This is a genomic window from Congregibacter variabilis, from assembly GCF_045689235.1.
GTDB classification, from domain to species: Bacteria; Pseudomonadota; Gammaproteobacteria; order Pseudomonadales; family Halieaceae; genus Congregibacter; species Congregibacter variabilis.
This window is the reverse complement of the sequence record NZ_CP136864.1, coordinates 41259-63968: the sequence shown is the minus strand read 5'-3', so window position 1 is coordinate 63968 and position 22710 is coordinate 41259. Positions and strand designations below refer to the sequence as shown.

The window sequence follows — 22710 nt, the reverse complement described above, 5'->3', positions numbered from 1 at the left end:
CCGCTCTGGGCCAGCTGAAGGAGTCCTGATCAAAGCTCAAAGCTAAGACGCTTTGTCGTACTGGGCAAGAATTACATCCAGGGTTCGGCTAATCCTCGTTTGCAGGCGAATCATCTCAAGCTTGGGCCAGGTGCATCGCTCACCTGTCGCAATGAGCTGGCGCAGCTTCTTCTCGCCAGGAAAGGTCAACAGCTTGAGAGGGTTTTGGAAAGTGTAGTCCGGCAAGATATTGATATCGCCGACATAGTCCTGATTAATGATCGATCGCATCAGGCTTGCCCGCTGAGAGATCACCCCACCCTTTCGATCAAGCCTTTCCGCCAGCAGAGTAACGGCGTTAAACCACTCCCTGGCAGACCGACGACCTGCTTCCGTGATGATTCCTCGAGCACTTTGCTTACGGTGTCCGTCGGTCACAAATGGCAGCACGTGAGGATTGGTCTGACTGACGACAAAGTGATTCACACCGTACAACCTTGCGAGTCGCTTAGCTGGAAGATCGTCACTCACCGAACCATCCACCCATTTGCGAGAAGCCAAATAGTGCTTTCGTTCACCATGACTATCGAGCGCCTCGAGAGTTACCGGCGGAAAAATACCCGGCACGGAGGCCGACGCCATCACGGCGCTGCGAATCAACACACTAGGCGATGTGATGGAGTTAAGCAGCCGCGACGTCTGATGTGTCTCGGCTGGCGCTATGGAAACATTCATGGCTCTACCGGTCTTGGCAAAAGCCTGCTGAAACGTAATATCAGGGATAAACTGCTGAACTGCTGCTTCTAACTCAGCCAGGCGTGACGCGTGCTGCTCGTCTCCTTCTTTGGGAATGTACTGCATAAAATACTCAGGCTGCAGCAACTTCAGCAGTTCTTTGTCTGTGTGTGTGGACACAATGCTACCGACAATCGCCCCGCCACTGGACCCCGAGAGCACGGTGGGAAGTAATTCAGCCTCCGCCAGAGCGCGAATGACACCGACATGAAAGAACAGCAGCGACCCTGAGCCGCTCATCATAAATGCAGATCGCCCAAAGCAATGGCTGGCGCGGCGGAAAAAATCGAGTTTTTCTTCGTCGCTGATTTCCCCGCTGCTATCCTCATGGAGCATTTCGAGCGTGTCGACAATTTCTTCGATGTAATTTTCGATCAGGGTTTTGGTACCCGACAAGGCATGTCCATACAGGCCCGAGCGTCCCATACCGCCCATATTGCCGTGTATTCCCTCGTTTAGCGTATACAACAGACCGCGTATGTCGTGTCGCGCTTTCAGACTCTGCAGGGAATCGAGGCGTATACGAATCGAAACGTTATCGTACTGGCGCGTGGAGTCTTTTGCTCTCCAGCGATCAAGACCCTTACTGCGATCGTAGTCCTGTGCCGCGGACATCCATTCTTCATAGCTGCCGGCTTGACTGAGGGCTCGCTTCAGTCGGCTTTGGGTATTGATGAGCATGCATTTAACCTCGACGTAGTGAGGCCATGATAAACCCTCTGCAGGCACAAGGTGATAATTCTGCTTAAAAACTGTGCGACTTATCGCAGACCTGTAGCATTGCTGAGCGTCTCAATTGCAAGAGTTGCCCACCACCAAGGCGACTGGCAGTATGCGTCGCTCTTCTTCTTAACGTAGACAGACGCATGGAATACATCCAACAAGACAACGTGGTGATGCTGCATTTTGACGATGGTAAAGCTAACGTTGTGGGACACCAGTTTATAGACGACATGAATACAGGTCTGGACAGAGCCGAGCGTGAAAACGCCGGCGCTGTGATTATCCGCGGGCGCGATGGTATGTTCTCCGCAGGCTTTGATCTTGGCGAGTTCAAAAAAGGTATAGAGCAAGGCCAGGCAATGGTAAAGCGAGGTTTCGAGCTGCTGATCCGTTTAACAGGCTACCCGCTGCCGCTCGTTACAGCATGCACAGGCCACTGCGTCGCGATGGGGGCGTTTGTCGTTATGGCTAGCGACACGCGAGTAGCTACTCGAGGGGATTTCAAAGTCACGCTGCCAGAAACTGCGATTAGTATGGACCTCCCCCCTATCCTGGTTGCGCTTACAGCCTCACGCATCGTCAAAGAACATCTAACCCGTGTCGCACTACAGTCAGAAGTCTATAACCCGGAACAAGCTGTTTCTGCTGGGTTTTTTGATGAAGTCGTAGACGCCGAGCAGCTAGACAGTCGCTGCCTGGAACTTGCTAAACATCTGGCGCAATTACCTGCCGCTCAATACGCGGCAAACAAATTGCGGGTGCGCGACCAGACTCTTAAGTTAATGAAGGATGACCTCGCAAGCATGTCATAACCGGCACCACAGGCGCTCACTGCCATTCATCGGAGTCTAGTTAGATGTATTACGAAACAGCTACTAACGATCACGGTCTGCCTCATGACCCTCTTAAGGCTTTAGTAGCTCCAAGACCTATAGGGTGGATCAGCTCTCTCGACGCAGATGGAACTCCCAACCTGGCGCCCTATAGTTTCTTCAACTTGCTGGCCACCGGCCCGGCTATTGTGGGTTTTTCCAGCGGCTCCAAAAAAGACTCCCAACGCAATATCGAAGTCACCGGAGACTTCGTCTGTAACTTTACTTCGGTAGATTTGATCGACAAGGTGAATGCCACGGCAAAGCACGTAGCGGCTCACGTCAATGAATTTGAGCTGGCCGGACTCACGCAAGTCGAATCCCGATTAATTAAAGCGCCGCGTGTTGCGCAAGCTCGGGCCCATCTGGAATGTCGATATCTAAAAACGGTGGAGCTTCCCGGAGAAGAAGAGAGCGAGATGATCTGGAGCCTCGTCCTAGGGCAGGTTGTTGCTGTGCACATCGACGACAGCTATCTCAAAAATGGCCTCGTAGACACATTGGCGATGGAGCCTCTTACACGCATGGGCTATCTTGACTACGGTGTACTTGGCGGCATGATGACCCGAGAACGCCCCTGAATTAGCGGGCAAATTCCTTATAAACATTCACGATAACCATTGGAGAAATCCAGATGCAGTTTGACGATGTCCTGCTTGGACGCCGAAGTATTCGGGGATACAAACCCGACCCCGTACCAAAAGCGCTGATAAAAGAGATCCTGAGCATCGCCATGCGTTCACCCTCATCGATGAACACCCAGCCGTGGAACTTCACCGTCATCTCCGGTGAGGTGCTGAATCGTATTCGGGAGGGCAACACCGAACGCAACCTGGCCGGTGTGCCACATTCCCGGGAGTTCCGCATTGGCCAAGCTTTTGCAGGAGATCATCGCGAGCGCCAGGTGGGCGTGGCCAAGCAGTTGTTTTCCGCCATGGGGATCGCGCGGGAGGACAAAGAGGGACGACAGGATTGGGTGCTGCGCGGTTTTCGTCAGTTTGATGCGCCAGTGTGCATCATCGTTACCTACGACCGCGTGCTGGCAGACAGCGACGACACTGCCTTTGACTGTGGTGCGGTAACGACGGCTCTAGTGAATGCAGCCTGGTCGCGCGGCTTGGGTGCTGTCATCAACAGTCAGGGCATCATGCAGTCGCCAGTGGTACGTGAACATGCGCAGATCCCCGACGATCAGGTGATCATGAAGGCCGTAGCCCTGGGCTGGCCAGACGAGAGCTTTCCAGCAAATACTGTTGTGTCTGAGCGCAAGAGCGTAGATGAGGCCGCACGATTTCTGGGCTTTGATGAGCAACCCTGTGGATCGAATCCTGTTAATTAAGGAATATTTCCACTAGCAACAGACGACACCGAAGCAAGCGTTCTCGTGTGCGCGCGACCCACACAGCGCCCGCCATGTATCCACTGCCCCCAGAGCGAGTGCTAATTGCGACAACGTTGTCAAAGCCTTTCAAACTAAACGCAGATGACCCCTCGCGTTTGATTAGCCCCTATTTGACCACTGATAGTAGTTTTCCCTATTTTTTTTAATCACCTCTCGAGTTTCACTAGCTGTGAATTGAAATCTTCACACCAAGGCGAGTCGTAAATCATTGAGAGGACGTCTTATGGAAACCTGTGTCATCGTCGCAAATAACGCTCGCGCCCGTATCTTTGTAAGCCACAACATCTACAAGCATCTGAGCGAGCAGGAAGATTTCGTGCACTCCGAGGCGCGCCTCTCGAATCGTGAGCTGGCATCGGACGCGGCGGGCAAGTCTCGAGATCCGCATGGCTCCTATGATCCGGCGACGTCTCCAACCGCCCACGAAGCTGAAAGCTTCGCGCTTTTATTGACCCGGCGCCTGAAGGAATTGCACAACGAACGGCATTTTGAACAGTTGATACTCATCGCCCCGCCAGCGTTTCTGGGGCTGCTACGTAAAAATCTTCGCAAACCTCTGGATAAACTAATTCAGCGCAGCATCGACAAGGACCTCACCACGGCCGGCATTGAGGAACTGCTCGACTACCTACGTGATTAAGAGGCGGATCGTCTGCAAGACGCACTCGAAGCTGACAACGAGGCCCGGGCCGAGCCGCTCAGGCCCTCTACAAGTTGCATAATACCCTTGAGTACGATCATCGCATTACGCTCAGGGACTCTCAGTCAGCTCGGTGATTGAGCGTGTTGTCGGCTTTTCATCATGATGACCAACTCCTGTATGTTTAAGCCGCCATCGGCATCACGATCGAGTTTTGACCAATTGTCACCAATGCTCTTGAGCATACGATCAGGCATTTCTTCTTTACTGGCAACGCCATCCATATCGGCGTCAATGAAACCCATTAACTGCGACATTTGCGCCAGTACCGGATCATGGATGGGCTGCGCGGTGGTTTCATCTGTCCAGCTGTACCCCATTGAGCCGTAGAGCATCTCTTGCTCGGACTGAAGACCCCAGCGCACCACCTCTTGGGGATCTGGATTACCCAAATTGTTGGCTGAATTATCGTAGATCGTACGGTGCACAATGCGTGTTCCGGCGGGAACGTTCTTGGGTTCAGTGAAGTTATAGGTTCGTTGCCAGTTAAAATCGTAGTTAGGCACCGAAAGAATCACTTCCTTGCTACCGTCCGGGTATTCCAGCTCAAACTCTGAGCTCCTGCCACGATAATGTGCATGCGGGAACAAGGCATGAATGGTAGCGTCCCTGGCAAAGTCAAAGTACGCCCGCTCTTCATGTCGGTCCGCCTCCGCGGGGATTGCAATCCGCGGGTTGAAAATCACGTGCTCTCGATAGAAATTGTCCGGCGGAGTGTCCGAAAAATATAAGCCTATCTTGCTGCGATCAATGCTCTTTTTTCCATAAGGGGTGTAATGCATTTGGAACTGATAAACGCCTCCCTTTGGAACAAACACACCCGTCCCCTGAGGCATTCGCGACGCCTCGTTGCCCGGGGCATAGGTCAGGATAAAGTTTTCAAAGATGCTTTCGATGCTGTCTTCAATCACTGGCTTTTCAGATGATCCCGCCAGAATATGATGCACCGCCTTGGGGTCTCCCGGAATGATGGCTGCAGCAACCACCCAAACATCCTTGTCAGTAGGGTTGGGCACCGTTGGAAATTGGTAATCAACAATTCCTGTAGCCGGCACTTCAAAGGCGGGAATATCCAGAATCAAATCCGGCTCGCCCAATGTCCAACGATTATCCAGCGGCGCCACCGCCTTCAATGGATCCTCGCCTTCGCCACGAGGAGCCCCCGCTTCGATCCAGGCAATGAGAGTCTTGGTCTCGGCGTCGCTTAAACCGGCGTCATTCGACCAATGTCCGATCTCAGGGTCCGCATGCCAAGGCGGCATTCGTTTAGTTCGTATCACTTCGCGCATCATGGGCGCAAAGCCTTTAACCATTGTGTACTCGGACATGGCCCAGGGCGCTATGCCACCTTCGATATGACAAGCAACGCAGTTGTCTTTCAACATCGGCGCGATGGTCTTGGCGTAGCTGATCTGGGCTCCATGCATCTCTTCAAAGTTGATGATGCAGCCAGGGGCACTGACTTTCTCAAACGCCACTGACTCACCGTCTACCAGCTTTTCTAGTACATCACGCACATAGTGCTTAGACGCTTGTTTCTTTTGGCGCTCAAAGCTAACCCGATCATCCAGCGGACCTCGATATACAACTTCCCAGTTATCGGGATTGATAACGAGCACTTCGCCGGTGCGGTCCAGACCTAGGGCTCGCCCCACAATCTGCGTTCGATCATCCAAAATCGGCACATTGATCCCGTACTCGGCCGCTTCGCGGCGAATCTGGGCACGCATGTCTTGCAGGTTCGAATTGATCATCAATACCTGCACGCCTTGCGCGGCAAACTCTTCACTTAAGGCGTTATAAGCAGCGGCATTTGAGCTGACAATTTGACAGCCATTACCGTGAACAATAAGTACGATAGCTGAGGCGTCACGCTGATAATAAAGCTCATGTGCTGCGCCGTTTTGATCGAGCAACACAAAATTTTCTACTTTTTGTGCACCCTCAGCAGCATTGGCTGAGCCAAGAGCAACAAGCAAAGCACCGAGAGAAAATAAAACCCGACCCAATTGGGTTCTCTTCAAGCACAACTCTCTAAAACGCGTGATCACAAAACTCTCCTACTCTATCTATTGGGGCTTGTCGCAGACTATTGCACGTTAAGGTAAAGCAGGGCGTATAGCCACAGTCTCGGATGCACGGCACATCGCCATCTTCACGCTATATTTGGCCCATAGTTGCGAATTAGCTCGTTGTCGGTCGCGTCACACGATAAGGTTGCCTCTTGATATAGAGAGGTCGGCAAGATGAGAAAACTCCTGACGATGGTCATTGCTGCATCTTCCGTAGTATTTGCCAGCATCGTGACAGGCCAGGAGTCGAGTTCGACTCCGCCCCTGAGGCTTATCGGCAGCATTGATCGACTCGACTCAAGCCTCGACGCTATTGTTCCCCAGGATGCGCGCCTGCAGGTATTGGCGACAGGTCATAAGTGGACTGAGGGGCCCGTGTGGGTGCCGAGCCTGAATGCGCTGCTGTATTCAGATATTCCCAATAACGCAATCTATCGCTGGAGCAGTGGCGCGCCATCATCTGTCTGGCTAAAGCCCTCAGGTTATACCGGACAAGCAACCAGCGGCCCCGGATCGAACGGATTGCTCGTCGATGGCGAGGGAGGCTTGGTACTCGCTCAGCATGGAGACAGACGCGTGGCTCGGCTGATTGGATCCCTGAAAACGCCAAGGCCCGCGTTTGAAACTCTCGCCGACAAATTCGACGGAAAGCGGTTCAACTCGCCCAACGATATCGCCCGCCACAGTAACGGCGATCTTTACTTCACCGATCCTCCCTATGGACTGGGTCAGGGCATGGAAGATCCTCTAAAAGAACTCGATTTTCAGGGCGTGTATCGCCTGACAAGCGACGGCACGGTAACACTGCTCATCGATGACTTACCTCGACCTAATGGCATTGCCTTTTCGCCCGACGAACACGTGCTCTACGTCGCCGATTCAGACAAAGAACGCGGGGTAATTATGGCCTACCCCGTCCAGGCCGATGGCAACTTGGCTGAGGGTGAAGTGTTCTATGAAACCTGGGGTGACGGCATGGCCGTTGATCAGCAGGGCAATCTGTACGTAGCCGGGCCCGGTCACGGCGTGATGATCCTGAGTCCTGAAGGCACCCATCTAGGCTCTCTGAACACCACCGAGCCCACATCCAATTGTGCGTTTGGCGAAGATGGCAAAACACTGTTCATCACCTCAAACATGAACCTGCTTAGGGTTCGCTTGAATGTTAAGGGCGTTGGTTTTTAAGTGCACTGGGGCTTAAGAATGTGCCTTAACAGACAGACACAAAAAAGGCCTCAGCGGGACCTTTTTTATTTGGCGGAGAAGGAGGGATTGATTCAAACAGCCTGAAGGCTGTTTTCACCCCTTCGGGGCGGTGTCGCAAGCGACCCCGTCCAAACTGCTCCTGTTCGTCGCAGTTTGTCGAACCTAGGGTTCTCGTCTATCCGCGTTATCAGTCATCCACAAAAAAGGCCCCTATGGGGCCATTTTTATGGATGGCGGAGAAGGAGGGATTCGAACCCTCGATACGCTATTAACGTATACGCCCTTAGCAGGGGCGCGCCTTCAGCCACTCGGCCACTTCTCCGTAAGGCGCGGGATGATACCACCGTCACCTAGCGGGTCAAACCCGTTTTCGCTCAGTCGGTCGATTCATTCTCTTCCGAAAAGAAACTCGCTATGTCTTCAAGGGGCTTTTTGATCAACGATGCCGCTGGAACAGTCGCATCATCAGCAGGATGACCCACCACAATGAGCATATAGGGTCTCTCGGTGTTTGGGCGTCGGAGAATCTCGCTGAGGAACTTCATGGGGTTCGGCGTGTGAGTCAGAGTCGCCAATCCCGCAGCGTGAAGAGCATTGAGAAGAAACCCAGTAGCGATGCCGACGGACTCCGACATATAGTAGTTTTTGCGCTTTTTACCTTCGGCATCTTTGCCGGTACGCTCTACAAAAATCGCAATGAGCCAAGGCGCAGTCTCAAGAAAAGGCTTGAACTGATCCGTACCGAGCTTGCTCAGATTGTTTAACCATTCATCGCCCCCGCGACCGCCATAAAACTCGGCTTCCTCGATCTCTGCGGCTTCGCGTATCTCACGCTTGAGATTAGGGTCGCTCACACAGGCAAAGTGCCAGGGCTGATGGTTCGCGCCACTGGGCGCTGTGCCGGCAGCCCGAACACAGGCCTGGATAATGTCTTTGGGAACCGGCGTATCTTTAAAATCTCGAACAGAGTGACGCTTGCGTACGTGATCAAGGTAAGCCAACGCCTGCACGCGGGCCTCTTCGTCAGTGAGGTTGGGTACATCTGGCAGCGGCACTGCCTGATAGTCGCCGCTCATCGGCTGCTGCCCAGCATCAGTGCCCGCTAGCTCTGCGTGCCGTGGGCGCCATCGGCATCTGTTTTGGGTGCTTTCACGGCACTTTCCTCACCCTCACTGATCTTTTCGTAAATCTCTTCCCGGTGGACGGCAAGGTTTCGAGGCGCATCAATACCGATACGCACATTTCCGCCCTTTACACTGACTACCGTCACGGTAATGTCGTCACCAAGCCTGAGAGACTCACCCTCTTTTCGCGTCAGGATTAACATGAATAAAGTCCTATGCTGGCGTTCGCTGTACGCGACGCTCCAACACCTTAGGCAGCAGACTCCTCTGTGGGTTCCGCATCCAGTTCAAAGGATGAGTGCAGTGCGCGCACCGCAAGCTCCAAAAACTTTTCTTCAATGATCACCGAAATCTTGATTTCGGAGGTTGTGATCATCTGAATGTTGATTCCGACATCCGCTAAGGCTTCAAACATCTGACTTGCCACACCCGCGTGAGAGCGCATACCCACACCCACCACAGAGATTTTAGCGATGCGACTATCGGCGCGTACTTCGCGCGCCCCAAGCTCAGAAGCAGTACGCTTCAAAATCTCCTCTCCGCGAGCAAGCTCACTGCGCGATACGGTAAAGGTGAAGTCGGTGCTGTTATCCTCGGCAACGTTCTGAACAATGACATCCACTTCAATATTGGCATTGCCGATAGGTCCAAGGATTTTGAAGGCGACCCCGGGCATATCGGGTACACCCAATATGGTGAGCTTTGCTTCATCGCGATTGAATGCGATTCCCGCGATTGTCGGGGTCTCCATGGCGTCTTCCTCCTCAAAGGTGATCAGGGTGCCAGGCCCTTCCTGAAAGCTGTGCAGAACGCGCAGCGGCACATTGTATTTACCGGCAAATTCAACAGCGCGGATCTGCAGCACCTTGGATCCCATGCTGGCCATTTCCAGCATTTCTTCGAAGGTAATTTTGTCCAGACGCTTGGCACCATCCACGACCCGTGGGTCCGTTGTGTACACACCGTCGACGTCAGTATAAATCTGGCATTCGTCGGCCTTTAAGGCTGCGGCAAGCGCCACCGCCGTGGTGTCCGACCCGCCCCGGCCCAAAGTTGTGATGTTGCCCTGTTCGTCCACACCCTGAAAACCAGCCACCACAACAACATTACCCGCCTGCAGATCGGCGTGGAGCCGAGCATCGTCAATCTCGCGAATACGCGCTTTGGTGTGCGCATCGTCAGTAAGAATGCGCACCTGGGAGCCGTTGTAGCTCTTGGCCGGCTTACCACGCTTCTGTAAGGCCATTGCGAGCAGTGCAGTGGTCACCTGCTCGCCGGTGGACACCAGCACGTCCATCTCCCGAGGTAGGGGTTGCTCCTGAATCTGCTGTGCAAGTTCGATAAGGCGGTTCGTCTCCCCGCTCATCGCAGAGACAACAACCACGATGTCATGGCCGAGATCCCGAAAACCCGCAACCTTGTCGGCCACCTGCTCGATGCGCTCGACGCTACCTACCGATGTACCACCAAATTTTTGGACAATTAACGCCATGTCAAGCCTTCAGAGCCTTGGCAACCCAATCCGGAACATCCTCCAGGGCAGCAGGCAATAACGCAGGTTCAGTACCACCGCCCTGAGCCATATCCGGACGCCCTCCTCCCTTACCGCCGAGACGTCCTGCAAACTCCTTCATCAAGTCTCCCGCACGCACACGTTCAGTGAGATCTTTGGTGACACCAGCAACCAAGGCGACTTTGTCATCGTTAACGGCTGCAAGCAGGATCACTGCGCTGCCAAGTTTGTTCTTGCACTGATCCATAATGCCGCGAAGCGCACCGGGGTCGGCACCATCTATAACCGTAGCCAGAACTTTAATGCCGTCTACTTCAATGGCCGACGCCGTGATATCACTTCCAGCCGACGAGGCCAGCTTTTGCTTTAAGCGTGCGAGCTCTTTTTCCAGATCGCGGTTGTGAGTGCGCAGAGCCGCAACCTTTTCCGCCACGTTTTCTGTGGTACCCCGGACTGCGTCACATACTCCGGCAAGCGCGTTATCCACAGAACGTATTTGAGCCAGCGCCTTGGCACCGGTGACCGCTTCTATACGGCGGATACCAGAGGCTAGCCCGCCCTCTGAAGTAATGCGCAGCAGACCGATATCACCGGTGCGCTGAACGTGTGTTCCACCGCAAAGCTCTACAGAAAAATCATCCTCACCCATGCTCAGTACGCGAACCTCGTCACCGTACTTTTCACCGAACAAAGCCATGGCCCCGGCATTTTTCGCCTCGTCCATGGTCATAAGCTGTGTATGAACATCAGTGTTAGCACGGATCTGCGCGTTGACGCTGTCTTCCACTGCACGCAACTGCTGCGAAGTCATTGCCTCGGGGTTGGAGAAGTCAAAGCGCAAACGCTGCGCATCTACCAATGAACCTTTCTGGGCCACGTGATCACCCAACTCATTGCGCAAGGCGGCGTGCAACAGGTGAGTGGCGGAGTGATTGAGTCGCGTGTTCTGACGAACATCGTTATCGATACGACAATCAAGCGTATCGCCGACATTCACTGTGCCCTGAAGAACCTTCACATGGTGCAGGTGATGGCCCTGAGCCTTTGTTGTGTCAGTGACCTCAAGGTTGAGACCCTCCCCGCTAAGGTAACCCGTGTCTCCTGCCTGGCCGCCGGACTCTCCGTAAAATGGCGTTTGGTCCAGAATGGCAACCCCGGACTCACCTTCGGCAAGCTGAGAAACCCTTTCGCCGTCGCGCAGAAGTGCGACAACCTGTCCGCTGCCGGCGCTGTGCTCGTAGCCGACAAAGACCGTCTCCCCTTCAAGCGTCAGGGTGCTGTTGTAATCAACACTAAAGCCTCCGCCCTCTTTGGAGCGCTCGCGCTGAGCCTGCATCGCAGCCTCATAGCCGGGCATATCCAGGCTGAAGTTGCGCTCCCGGGCGATATCGTTGGTTAGATCCACCGGGAATCCGTAGGTGTCATAAAGCTTAAACACCACGTCACCGGGAATAACATCGCCCTGCATCTCGGCCAAAGCATCGTCAAGGATGGCCATTCCCTGCTCAAGCGTTCGCGCAAACTGCTCTTCTTCACCGCGAATAACGTCTTCGATGCGCGCCTGCTGTGCGCGCAGCTCCGGGTAGAAATCGCCCATTTGCTCCGCAAGAGGGGCAACAAGTTTATGAAAGAATAACTCTGTGGCACCCAGCTTGTTACCGTGACGAATCGCTCTGCGCATAATACGGCGCAGCACGTAGGAGCGTCCCTCGTTGCCGGGCAGCACTCCGTCAGTGATGAGAAAAGCGCTGGAACGAATATGGTCGGCAATCACGCGAAGCGACGAGGCCTGGCGATCGGAAGCGCCCACAACGTCCGCAGCCGACGCAATCAAGGCCTGAAACAGGTCTATCTCATAGTTGCTGTGCACGCCCTGGAGAATGGCGGCGATACGTTCAAGCCCCATACCAGTGTCCACCGAGGGCTTGGGCAGCGGCGCCATTTCACCATTGGCACTACGGTTGTACTGCATGAACACCAGGTTCCAGATCTCAATGTAACGATCCAGGTCATCATCGGGGCTTCCCGGGGGGCCGCCAGGGACATCTTCACCATGGTCGTAAAACACCTCCGAGCAAGGGCCACAGGGTCCGGTATCTCCCATTTGCCAAAAATTGTCTTCGTCCAGGCGCGAAATACGCTCGGCAGGAAACCCAATTTCTTCTATCCAGATTCGTTCGGCCTCATCGTCAGTAAGATGCACCGTGACCCAGAGTCGCTCTTTGGGAAGACCCAACTCCACGGTGAGAAAATTCCAGGCAAAGCGTATAGCTTCGCTCTTAAAGTAATCACCAAAGCTGAAGTTACCGAGCATCTCAAAAAACGTATGGTGTCTCGCGGTATATCCTACGTTTTCCAGATCATTGTGCTTTCCGCCAGCTCTTACACAGCGCTGAGCACTCACCGCCCGGTTATAAGAGCGAGACTCGGCACCGAGAAAAACGTCCTTAAACTGGTTCATCCCGGCGTTGGTAAACAGCAGGGTCGGATCGTCCGCCGGCACCAGAGAACTACTGGGAACGCGCTGGTGTCCGTGGGACTCAAAATAGGCGAGAAACGCCTCGCGGATTTCTCCGGTTTTCATGCCTTCATCTCTCCAGGGGCGGCCCCCGTAACCGGAAGTCGCTATTAATAAACGTTAGTTAGTAACCAGGTGATTAAATCAGGGTGGTGTCAGCCGACCATTTTACTCTCAGCGAGGCTGCCACCAGCAATGATGTGCAGATGCAAATGGAACACGGTTTGACCGGCGCCAGAACCATTATTAACAATCAGGCGAAATGCCTCAGCCACACCCAGCTGTCGGGCAACATTGCCTGCCGCCAACATCAGATGTCCTAGCAAGGCCTGGTCATCCCGCTGTGCATCGGCCAACTTCTCAATCGCCTTCTTGGGAATGAGCAGTACGTGCACCGGCGCCTGTGGGTTAATGTCGTTGATGGCGATGCAGTGCTCGTCTTCGTAGAGCTTCTCTGCGGGGATTTCGCCACTAATAATCTTTGCGAAAATACTCTCGGACATAGCGTACACCCGCCTCCTTTTAGGCTAATTTTTCATCGGTGGTGAGCTGACGGGCTTCTTCTTCAAGCATCACGGGTATGCCGTCGCGCACGGGGTAGGCCAGTCCACTGGCCTTGCAAAACAGTTCTTCGGTCTCTTCGTGATACTCAAGGGGAGCTTTACTCACGGGACACACGAGAATGCTCAGAAGTTTCTTATCGAGCACAGCTTGGAATCCTTTATGGGCAAAAGCGCAAGTATACGATTTTTTGATCCCAAACAGGTGCCCAGAAAGCCCCTTCTGTTGTATTTACTGCTCTCATGGCGGAGAATCTTGCGCCCAAAATAACGTTTACGAGTTGTCGATATGTTTTTTTCCAAGTTTCTACCCAGCCTTATGCTGGTTTCCGGCCTTGCTATTGCACCGTTTGCGGGCGCTGCTCACCACGAAGAGCCTATGTCTGATCACGCCGAGCGTGCCATGGCGATCGAAATTGACGCCGAAGTTATTGCCATAGACACCGAAACACGTGAGATGGTTTTGCAACTGCCTACGGGCGAGCAAATGACTACCGTTGTAGACCCGAAGGTACAACGCATTTCTGAAATTGCCCCCGGCGACTTTTTGGTGGTCACCTATCTCGCAGCGTTAGCCGCTGAGTTGAGAGAGCCCACAGAAGAAGAAATGGCCAACCCGTGGGTAGAAGGCGCTGATGCGGGCGTTGCTGGCGCTGAAGAAGCACCTGGCGGAGCCATGATCTCGGCAGTACGTGCAGTGTGTACCATCGAAGGCATGAATCGTCTTATCGGTACCGTCACTATTCTCGATTCTCGTGGCAAGGCCCACGTGATCGGCGACGTCACACCAGAGCGTATTGAACAACTTCGCATTGGTCAGTCAGTGGTAATGACCTTTACCCAGGCTCTGGCAGTTGGAATCGAAAAAGCAGACGCGATGTAATTTTCGCTAAGCGGCTCAACTACACGCCCGTGAACCATTCGCGGGCGCTTTACTCCTAACTTCATTTTTACTGCACCCTTACTCTGCGGCAGAAGTCTTCGTTAACACCGGCATTGGCGGGACCAGCCTCTGAGGGTCCACCCGTCGATCTCGCCAGCTCATACGCCAATCCAGATGAGGCCCGGTTGCTCTTCCGGTAGCACCCACAGCTCCTATCAAATCACCTGGCTGCAAATCGTCCCCCACCCGGGCAGACACTTCGCTCATATGCAAAAAAGACGATGACAGTCCGTAACCATGATCCAGAATGACTGTGCCACCGGAGTAGAACAAATCGGGTTCGGCTAGAGTCACTCGGCCCGCTGCGGGCGCATAAATCGGCGTTCCCTTAGGCACCGCAATATCGACCCCATAGTGCGGGCTGCCGGGCGTACCGTTGTACACCCTCTGACTACCATAAACGCCGGAAATGGGCCCCTGAACAGGCCAGACAAAGCCTCCATCGATCTGCATAAGCCAGTCTGGACGTTCCACGAGCTGTGCCTTGGCCGCCGCGACTAACTCGCGCTCCCTCTGAATGCGCGCCAACTGTTCTTTCGGCGGTGTCACTGTTTTTTGAGGGACCCCCTCTACACGCTGGATCCGATACTCCCGCTGAGCGACTTTGAGTTGATACTCGCAGTCCTCGCCAATGCGCAAGAGGCTGTTCGGGGGAGCATCTCGATGGAAAGCTGCGACGACATAGCCATTGGGAAGCACATCCAGGCTTTGCTCGTCCAGGCTCACCTTGGTGCCCGGCGCAACTTTCGCCCAGATCATTCCGCCCTCTATAGGGTCACCCTGCACGGCTACGCATTGAGCTCCTGCCTGCGAGGCAAGCATGGCTGCAAGAGCGCTGAATAAACTATTTTGTAGTGCACGCTGTATTTTCATCGCATTAGTGTAGTGCCCCATCAATGTTTCAGGCAATCACTGACGCCACTGCCAGAACCTCACCCTGCACAAGACCTGAGACCGAAGTCTCGGCAACGATTCTCGCGTTAGAATGCGCGCATGGGACGTTACAGAGCACCACGCCCGCGAGGGACACCGTTGATCACGGCTGCAGGTGAGGCTCGACTGCGCGCGGAGCTTGATCAACTGTGGCGCCAAGAGAGGCCGGTCGTAGCACTGGCGGTGCAGGATGCTGCAAAAAACGGCGACCGCTCTGAGAACGGCGACTACATTTACGGCAAAAAACGTCTGCGAGAAATTGATGGCCGAGTGAGATTCATCAGTAAGCGATTAGAAATTCTGCAGGTGGTTCGGGAAAGCCCCAGCGACATGAGTCGTATTTTTTTCGGGGCCACCGTGAAGGTTATAGACCAGCATGAGGTCACCCAGGTGGTGACGATTTTAGGTCCCGATGAATTTGAATCCTCGCGCAACGAGGTCTCTATAGATTCCCCCATCGCTCGAGCACTGCTGGGAAAGACCGTCGGAGACATCGTGCGGCTGCAAAGCCCCGGGGGAGAGCGGGAACTGGAAGTCCTCGATATCAACTATAACGGCAGCTGACCGAGTGGATCTAGTCCATGGCCGCGTAGACCAAGGCCTCAAGCTGGCCCCGAAAGTTAAAGGTGCTGGACGGAATCAATTGCGTCATGAATACGACCGCCAAGTCCTCCAGAGGGTCCACCCAAAACAAGGTGCTTGCCATGCCACCCCAGTAATAACTCCCCCGGCTGGCCGGGTAACCATTGCGAACAGGGTCGATCTTTGAAGCGAAGCCCAAACCAAAGCCCACACCCTCGTGGTGCGTTTCACTAAAACCGGCCATCGCCACGCTTGCCAGGTCAGCGTTGTTGGGCAGGTGATTAGCAACCATTAGCTCCAGCGTCTTTCGAGCGATGATGCGCGTCTCCCCCAATGCACCTTCGCCGAGGAGCATCTGGCAAAACCGCAGATAATCAGACGCGGTGGACAGTAGACCACCTCCCCCAGAGAAGAAACCTCTGCCCACATACTGCGAGGCCTGTGCATCATCCTGCAAGACCAAACGCTTCTGGGAATCCCGGGTGTAACAGGAAGCAAGGCGCTCCAGCTGGTCATCGCGGGGGCTAAAACCCGTATCCGTCATGCCCAGAGGTTCAAAAATAACCGCGCGCAAAAACTCCGGAAGACTCTGCCCGCTTATTCGCTCGATGAGATATCCCACTACATCGGAAGCTACAGAGTAATTCCAACGCTCCCCCGGAGAAAACTCCAGAGGTAGCATGGCCAGTTGCTCAATCATGTCTTGCAGCGTGTAGCCCTTCTCAGCGCGCGCAAGCTTCAACTCCCGGTAGGCCTTATCGATGTTTGTGGCATACATAAAGTCGTAGGTCAGCCCCGATTGATGCGTCAGCAGGTCACGAATACGCATAGGACGATCCACAGCCCGCGTTGCAAATTCAGGCCAGCTCCCACCCACGCGTACCTGTAAGTCTTCCCACTCGGGAATAAACCGCGATACAGGGTCATCGAGGGTGAAAAGCCCACGCTCCCAAAGGGTCATCAACGCGATGGAAGTCACTGGCTTAGTCATGGAATAAATACGAAACACGGTGTCATTGCCGACGGGAAGACTGCGCTCCCGATCGCGCTCCCCCGCCACATGTAGATAGGCTAAATTATCTTTGCGCACTACCGCGGTCAGACAACCTGCGATTTTTCCCGGTTTGACGTAGCGAGTCTCGAGGTGCTCTCCAATGCGCGCCAGACGAGCCTCGTTCATCCGAGCACCCGCAGGATTGAGCTGCTGTAGATCCAAAATCACGGCCTCCTTGTGGCTGCATTGCCAAAAGCCCCAGTTTAATCAAGGCCATCATCAAGATATACAAAACTGCCACATCAATTGCTGAGGCGGGGACCTCACTGCTAAAATTCGCGCCTTTTCCAAGGGGCTAAAAACCCCAGCCTCCGGGACCCCCGATATGAGCATGCAACGTCTTACTGAACTTGAAGGCCACGATGAATTTCTCGCCCGACACATCGGCCCTAGTGCCGCACAGCAAACCGAAATGGCCCTTGCTGTGGGTTACTCGAGCGTAGATGCGTTAATTGACGCGACGGTCCCTGCCAGCATCCGCCTAAAAAATCCCATGGCGCTGGACGGCCCGCAACGAGAAGTGGACGTGATTACCCGCCTCAAGGCTATGGCGGATAAAAACCGGATCTGTAAAAACTTTATTGGCATGGGCTATTACGGCACGCATACTCCGGCGGTTATTCAGCGCAACGTGCTCGAAAACCCCGGCTGGTATACCGCCTACACCCCGTATCAGGCCGAAATCTCGCAAGGCCGGCTTGAAGCTTTGCTGAGCTACCAACAGGTCATCATGGACCTTACGGGCATGGAACTGGCCAATGCATCCATGCTCGATGAAGCAAGCGCAGCCGCAGAAGCGATGACCCTACTGCAGCGCGTGAACAAAAAGAACAAGAGCATGCGCTTTATAGTAGACAGCGACTGCCACCCACAGACACTCGCCGTACTGAAAACTCGAGCTCAGCCACTGGGCATCGATATTGTGTACGGCGATGCAACAGAACTGCTGGATGCCGGTGACGCCTTTGGCCTGTTCCTTCAGTATCCCGGCAGTAGCGGTGAAATCGTCGATCCCAGCGCACTCATCGAGCAAGCGCACGCCAAAAACACGCTGGTTGTAGTAGCCAGCGATCTACTCGCACTTTTGCTGCTGAAGTCTCCCGGGGAGCTAGGTGCGGATGTTGTGGTGGGCAACAGCCAGCGCTTTGGCGTACCTATGGGCTATGGCGGTCCTCATGCCGCTTTTTTTGCCACGCGAGATGCTTACAAGCGCTCTACCCCGGGCCGCATCATCGGCGTATCGGTGGATCGTGACGGGCGGCCGGCGTTACGCATGGCCATGCAAACCAGAGAGCAACATATTCGTCGCGAGAAGGCCACCAGCAATATATGTACTGCGCAGGCGTTGCTCGCTGTGATGGCCGCCTTCTACGCCATGTATCACGGGCCAGAGGGATTACGCCGAATAGCTGAGCGTACCCACCTGCTCACGAGCCTTCTGGCCACGGAATTAACGAAAGCTGGTTTAAAGATCTGCAATAAGCGTTTCTTTGACACGCTGACCATTGAGCCTGGCGATCAGCGAGACGCGATTTTGACCCGCGCAACAGCACGAGAAGTAAACCTGCGCTGCGATCACAGTGAAACCCTGGCAGTGTCTCTTGACGAGACAAGCACCCGCGCTGATTTGCAGCTGTTGGTGGAAGTGATTACCGGCAAAGCTCCGGCAGCTCTGGAAGACATCACAGCAGACAGCCCCATCCCTGCAGAACTGGGCCGGGAGATCGATTATCTCCAGCACCCGCTCTTTAATGAATACCACAGCGAAACAGAAATGCTCCGCTATATGCGTCGCCTCGAAAGCAAAGATATTGCGCTCAACCGCTCGATGATTGCTTTGGGCAGCTGCACTATGAAGCTCAACGCCACAACTGAAATGCTACCCGTAACCTGGGCCTCCTTTGGCGCCATGCACCCTTTTGCTCCAGCGCAGCAGGCTCAGGGTTATCGCGAGCTTCTGGATGATCTAGAACGGATGCTTACCGAATGTACGGGCTATGACGCCATCTCTTTACAGCCGAATGCGGGCTCCCAGGGGGAGTATGCTGGCCTGCTCGTCATCAAGCGCTATCACGAGAGCCGCGGTGATACTGCGCGGGACATATGTCTGATCCCGTCCTCTGCGCATGGCACAAACCCGGCCAGTGCAGTTCTGGCCGGCATGCGCGTGGTCATCGTGGAGTGCGATGCCCAAGGAAATGTAGACATCGCAGATCTCCGTGCCAAAGCAACGCAACACAGTGACCACCTGGCAGCGATCATGGTCACCTACCCGTCAACCCACGGCGTATTTGAAGAGGGCATTGTAGAAGTCTGTGACATCGTCCATGAGCATGGCGGTCAGGTGTACGTGGACGGTGCCAACCTGAATGCCCTGGTGGGACTTGCAGCACCCGGAAAGTTCGGGGCCGATGTTTCTCACCTGAATTTGCACAAGACGTTTTGTATACCCCACGGCGGCGGCGGCCCCGGTATGGGTCCCATTGGCGTCGGCTCACACCTGCAGCCTTTTTTACCATCGCATCCGGTAACGCCGGTACCAGGACTTTCCCCGGATAATGACGTGGTAGCAGCGACACCTTACGGCAGCGCATCAATCCTGCCCATCTCCTGGGCCTACATAGCACTCATGGGTGCCCAGGGCCTGACCCAGGCCAGCAAGGTTGCGATCGTGTCGGCAAACTACATTGCCCATCGTCTCAGGGATCACTATCCGGTGCTCTATACCGGGCGAAGTGGCACCGTCGCTCACGAATGTATTATTGATATTCGTCCTATTAAGGAAGCCAGCGGCATTGGCGAAGAAGACATCGCCAAGCGACTCATGGATTTTGGTTTCCACGCACCCACCATGTCATTTCCGGTTTCCGGCACACTCATGATTGAGCCCACCGAATCCGAGTCCATAGCTGAAATCGACCGTTTTTGCGATGCGCTCATCACCATTCGCGACGAGATCCGCGAGGTAGAAAGCCAGCGCTTGCCACTGGACGATAACCCTCTGGTGAACGCGCCCCATACCCTGCATGATCTTACGGCCGAGCAGTGGCCCCACCCCTACACGCGTAGGCAGGCAGCCTTCGCTATGGACTCACTCCAGCAAGACAAATATTGGCCACCCGTGAGTCGTATCGATAATGTGTACGGTGATCGCAACCTGTTTTGTGCCTGCCCTTCCATCGACAGCTTTCGAGAGAGCATTGAAGATGAACCCAGTCTAGGGTGATGCTTCGCTGGAATTGTAGTCTTCAACGAGGCCTAGCTTAAGCACAGAAAGGTCAATACACTCGGGGTGTCTTCCAAACGCAAGGAAGCGATTGTGAATAACGACACACCCGTTCTGCCACAGAGCGAAGCAGTATTTGAGGACGCGGGTATCAGCACCTGGCGCTGGGAAGCCGAGTCCGGCGTTTTTGAATTATCCGATGATGGCATCCGGATGTTACAGGTCCGCGATGACGAACTCCCTCTGAGCTTTGACACGATCCTTGCTCAAATTGTTAATGAAGACCTGGCAGGCTTTGAATCGGCCATGGCCAGATTGATGAGCGAACCGCAGGCAGGCAGTCTGCACGTCGATTTTAGGGCCAAACTCGATTCCGGCGATCAACTTTGGTTCCGTGCAGTGGGACGCAGTTACACGGACTCGGAACTTGCTGTAACACATGCGGCCGGTGTGCTGATTGACATCACCGCGCAAAAAAACGCGGAACGCTACTACGCAATCTTTTTTCAACAGACCAACGACCTGCATCTGCTGGCAACGCCTGACGGTCTCATCAAACTAGCCAACACCGCCTGGTTACGCTTACTGGGTCATACCTCAAAGGAACTGCAAGGTCGCAACTTTCTCGAGTTGGTGCACGAAGACGATCGCGCCGCCACCATGCTCGAAATGAAAAAGCTCTCTCATGGTCTCCAAACCCTTTACTTCGAAAACCGCTATCTGCATAAAGATGGCAGTTACCGACTCATCTCCTGGTCTGCCGCTAACGCAGAGAAAGACAACATAGTGTGGGGGGTTGGCAGAGATATTACTCAGCAACACGCGGCACAGAGCCAGGCTTTCCAGGCAGCGGCAGTATTCAACAATAGTGGTGAAGGGATTCTAATCTCGGATAAAAATGGCCTTATCCGGGATGTAAACGCGGCCTTCACCCGAATCACTGGATACCAACGGGAAGAAGCCATAGGACAGCCCACCAACCTGTTGCGCTCCGGACGTCACGACGCTGACTATTACAAAAACATGTGGCATTCACTTGAACAGGATGGCATGTGGCGCGGCGAGGTGTGGAATCGACGCAAGGACGGCGCAGTTTTTCCCGAGCTACTTACCATCAGCAAAATAGACGGTGAAAGCGGCGGCTATATGGCGATTTTTACCGATATCAGTCAAATCAAAGAAACAGAGAGGCAACTGCAGAGACTCGCGCATTATGACCCACTCACACAACTGCCCAATCGTTATCTAATCAACGAACGCCTAGAGCAGAGTATCCGCCGGGCACGACGCAAAGCAGAAAGCATCGCCATATGCTTTCTGGATCTGGATGGTTTCAAAAACATCAACGACAGTCTCGGTCATCTGGCAGGCGACAAACTACTGGCAAGTACGGCGGATCGCCTGCGAACCCTGCTACGCGATGCAGACACGGTGGGACGCATTGGTGGTGACGAGTTCCTGTTGATCCTCGAAGACATCAGCTCACCTGATGACGCCACAAACATCGCCGAGAAAATCATTGGTGCTTTGCGTAAGCCAATGTCTCTGGAAGGTCGCAGTGTGTCGGTAAGTGCCAGCGTAGGGATCAGTATCTATCCAGACGACGGGCAGACAGCAGAGACCCTCATGAGCAATGCCGATGCGGCCATGTACTCCGCCAAGGAACAGGGCAGAAACACCTTTCGTTTTTATTCTGAGAACCTTACACGCAAAGCTTTTCAAAACGTCCTCATTGATTCCGCACTTCGCGAGGCCAAATCACGCAACGAGTTTCGTCTGGCTTTTCAACCGCAGATTGATATTGCCAGTAACACGTTTCTGGGTCTGGAAGTACTCTTGCGTTGGCACCACCCGACTCTGGGAACCGTCTCTCCCGCACAATTCATCCCTCAGGCAGAGCGCACCGGACTGATCCAGGACATTGGACACTGGGTTTTGGAACAAGCATGCATAGCAGGCTGCAAGTGGCTAGCCGAGGGCTTGCCCTTCGGAAGACTTGCGGTAAATGTATCGGCTCCACAATTTCGTGCCGATGACTTTGTGGATCAGGTTCAACAAGTATTGGCGCAGACGGGCTTTCCTCCAAGCAGACTTGAACTGGAACTGACAGAAAGCGTATTGGTTCACGATACCGACCAACTCATCGACAGCATGAACGAGCTTAGGGGTTTGGGAGTACAGTTTGCCATCGATGATTTCGGCACAGGTTACTCCTCCCTGTCTTATCTCAAGAAAATGCCTATCGATCGCTTAAAGCTGGATAAATCGTTTGTAGATAATATAAACACGGATGACAGTGATCGTATTATCGCCGGTGCGGTTGTCGCTCTTGGGCAGGCCATGGGTCTTGAAGTGATTGCCGAGGGCATTGAGCACGAGGACCAGGCAAGTGCTTTAAGAGATCTGGGCTGCACCCAGTTCCAGGGTTTTCTCTACGGCATGCCTATGTACACATCACGCATCGAAGCAGTACTGCGCAAAGAGGCACAAAGGAAAACGGCGCCCTGA

The 22710-nt window shown here is 54.1% G+C and carries 19 protein-coding genes and 1 tRNA gene; 9 read left to right on the top strand and 11 right to left on the bottom strand.

Features of this window, described 5'->3' with window-relative positions:
* Positions 1 to 42 precede the first annotated feature (42 nt).
* Positions 43 to 1455 carry a DUF3336 domain-containing protein gene (locus R0135_RS00255; RefSeq protein ID WP_407348258.1) on the bottom strand — a complete coding sequence of 471 codons (1413 nt, stop codon included), beginning with the start codon at positions 1453 to 1455 and terminating at the stop codon, positions 43 to 45.
* Positions 1456 to 1640: 185 nt separating this feature from the next.
* On the opposite strand from R0135_RS00255, the gene R0135_RS00250 reads away from it, so the two are divergent.
* From R0135_RS00250 to R0135_RS00235, 4 genes are all read left to right on the top strand, one after another.
* On the top strand, positions 1641 to 2309 hold the full coding sequence (locus R0135_RS00250; RefSeq protein WP_407348257.1) for a crotonase/enoyl-CoA hydratase family protein: 669 nt from the start codon (positions 1641 to 1643) through the stop codon (positions 2307 to 2309).
* Positions 2310 to 2353: 44 nt separating this feature from the next.
* Positions 2354 to 2950, top strand: coding sequence for a flavin reductase family protein (locus R0135_RS00245; protein WP_407348256.1), 597 nt, complete (start codon positions 2354 to 2356; stop codon positions 2948 to 2950).
* 53 nt (positions 2951 to 3003) lie between these two features.
* On the top strand, positions 3004 to 3708 hold the full coding sequence (locus R0135_RS00240; protein ID WP_407348255.1) for a nitroreductase: 705 nt from the start codon (positions 3004 to 3006) through the stop codon (positions 3706 to 3708).
* Between the two features lie 286 nt (positions 3709 to 3994).
* Positions 3995 to 4411 (top strand): host attachment protein, encoded by a 417-nt coding sequence (locus R0135_RS00235; RefSeq protein ID WP_407348254.1) that lies wholly within the window; start codon positions 3995 to 3997, stop codon positions 4409 to 4411.
* A gap of 125 nt (positions 4412 to 4536) precedes the next feature.
* On the opposite strand, the gene R0135_RS00230 is transcribed toward R0135_RS00235, so the two are convergent.
* Entirely contained in the window at positions 4537 to 6495 is a 1959-nt protein-coding gene (locus R0135_RS00230) for a redoxin domain-containing protein (protein WP_407348253.1), read from the bottom strand.
* Positions 6496 to 6717: 222 nt separating this feature from the next.
* Here R0135_RS00230 and R0135_RS00225 point away from each other — a divergent pair, with 222 nt between their 5' ends.
* The gene (locus tag R0135_RS00225) at positions 6718 to 7728 is read left to right on the top strand and encodes an SMP-30/gluconolactonase/LRE family protein (RefSeq protein WP_407348252.1); all 1011 of its coding nucleotides are present in this window, start codon (positions 6718 to 6720) and stop codon (positions 7726 to 7728) included.
* 252 nt (positions 7729 to 7980) lie between these two features.
* Here R0135_RS00225 and R0135_RS00220 read toward each other — a convergent pair.
* The 7 genes from R0135_RS00220 to R0135_RS00190 form a co-directional block, all read right to left on the bottom strand.
* Positions 7981 to 8071: transfer RNA gene (locus tag R0135_RS00220), tRNA-Ser, on the bottom strand.
* Positions 8072 to 8123: 52 nt separating this feature from the next.
* Positions 8124 to 8825 carry a nitroreductase family protein gene (locus R0135_RS00215; protein WP_407348251.1) on the bottom strand — a complete coding sequence of 234 codons (702 nt, stop codon included), beginning with the start codon at positions 8823 to 8825 and terminating at the stop codon, positions 8124 to 8126.
* Positions 8826 to 8851: 26 nt separating this feature from the next.
* A complete protein-coding gene (csrA, locus tag R0135_RS00210) occupies positions 8852 to 9076 on the bottom strand; it encodes a carbon storage regulator CsrA (protein WP_407348250.1) in 225 nt (74 codons plus the stop codon).
* Between the two features lie 47 nt (positions 9077 to 9123).
* The gene (locus R0135_RS00205) at positions 9124 to 10365 is read right to left on the bottom strand and encodes an aspartate kinase (protein ID WP_407348249.1); all 1242 of its coding nucleotides are present in this window, start codon (positions 10363 to 10365) and stop codon (positions 9124 to 9126) included.
* 1 nt (position 10366) lies between these two features.
* On the bottom strand, positions 10367 to 12970 hold the full coding sequence (gene alaS / locus R0135_RS00200; RefSeq protein WP_407348248.1) for an alanine--tRNA ligase: 2604 nt from the start codon (positions 12968 to 12970) through the stop codon (positions 10367 to 10369).
* A gap of 89 nt (positions 12971 to 13059) precedes the next feature.
* Positions 13060 to 13407 carry a histidine triad nucleotide-binding protein gene (locus R0135_RS00195; RefSeq protein WP_407348247.1) on the bottom strand — a complete coding sequence of 116 codons (348 nt, stop codon included), beginning with the start codon at positions 13405 to 13407 and terminating at the stop codon, positions 13060 to 13062.
* Positions 13408 to 13426: 19 nt separating this feature from the next.
* Positions 13427 to 13612, bottom strand: a complete 186-nt coding sequence (locus R0135_RS00190) for a Trm112 family protein (RefSeq protein WP_407348246.1) — start codon at positions 13610 to 13612, stop codon at positions 13427 to 13429.
* 141 nt (positions 13613 to 13753) lie between these two features.
* On the opposite strand from R0135_RS00190, the gene R0135_RS00185 reads away from it, so the two are divergent.
* Positions 13754 to 14347 carry a hypothetical protein gene (locus tag R0135_RS00185; protein WP_407348245.1) on the top strand — a complete coding sequence of 198 codons (594 nt, stop codon included), beginning with the start codon at positions 13754 to 13756 and terminating at the stop codon, positions 14345 to 14347.
* A gap of 78 nt (positions 14348 to 14425) precedes the next feature.
* Here the strand turns inward: R0135_RS00185 and R0135_RS00180 are convergent, their stop codons facing one another.
* Complete coding sequence (locus R0135_RS00180; protein ID WP_407348244.1) at positions 14426 to 15316, bottom strand: M23 family metallopeptidase; 891 nt, start codon at positions 15314 to 15316, stop codon at positions 14426 to 14428.
* Between the two features lie 84 nt (positions 15317 to 15400).
* Here R0135_RS00180 and greB point away from each other — a divergent pair, with 84 nt between their 5' ends.
* Positions 15401 to 15904, top strand: coding sequence for a transcription elongation factor GreB (gene greB, locus R0135_RS00175; protein ID WP_407348243.1), 504 nt, complete (start codon positions 15401 to 15403; stop codon positions 15902 to 15904).
* A 10-nt stretch (positions 15905 to 15914) separates the two neighbouring features.
* Here the strand turns inward: greB and R0135_RS00170 are convergent, their stop codons facing one another.
* A complete protein-coding gene (locus R0135_RS00170) occupies positions 15915 to 17138 on the bottom strand; it encodes a serine hydrolase domain-containing protein (protein ID WP_407348242.1) in 1224 nt (407 codons plus the stop codon).
* 163 nt (positions 17139 to 17301) lie between these two features.
* On the opposite strand from R0135_RS00170, the gene gcvP reads away from it, so the two are divergent.
* Together gcvP and R0135_RS00160 are read left to right on the top strand one after the other, a co-directional pair.
* Positions 17302 to 20202, top strand: a complete 2901-nt coding sequence (gcvP, locus tag R0135_RS00165; RefSeq protein ID WP_407348241.1) for an aminomethyl-transferring glycine dehydrogenase — start codon at positions 17302 to 17304, stop codon at positions 20200 to 20202.
* Positions 20203 to 20295: 93 nt separating this feature from the next.
* Entirely contained in the window at positions 20296 to 22710 is a 2415-nt protein-coding gene (locus R0135_RS00160) for an EAL domain-containing protein (protein WP_407348240.1), read from the top strand.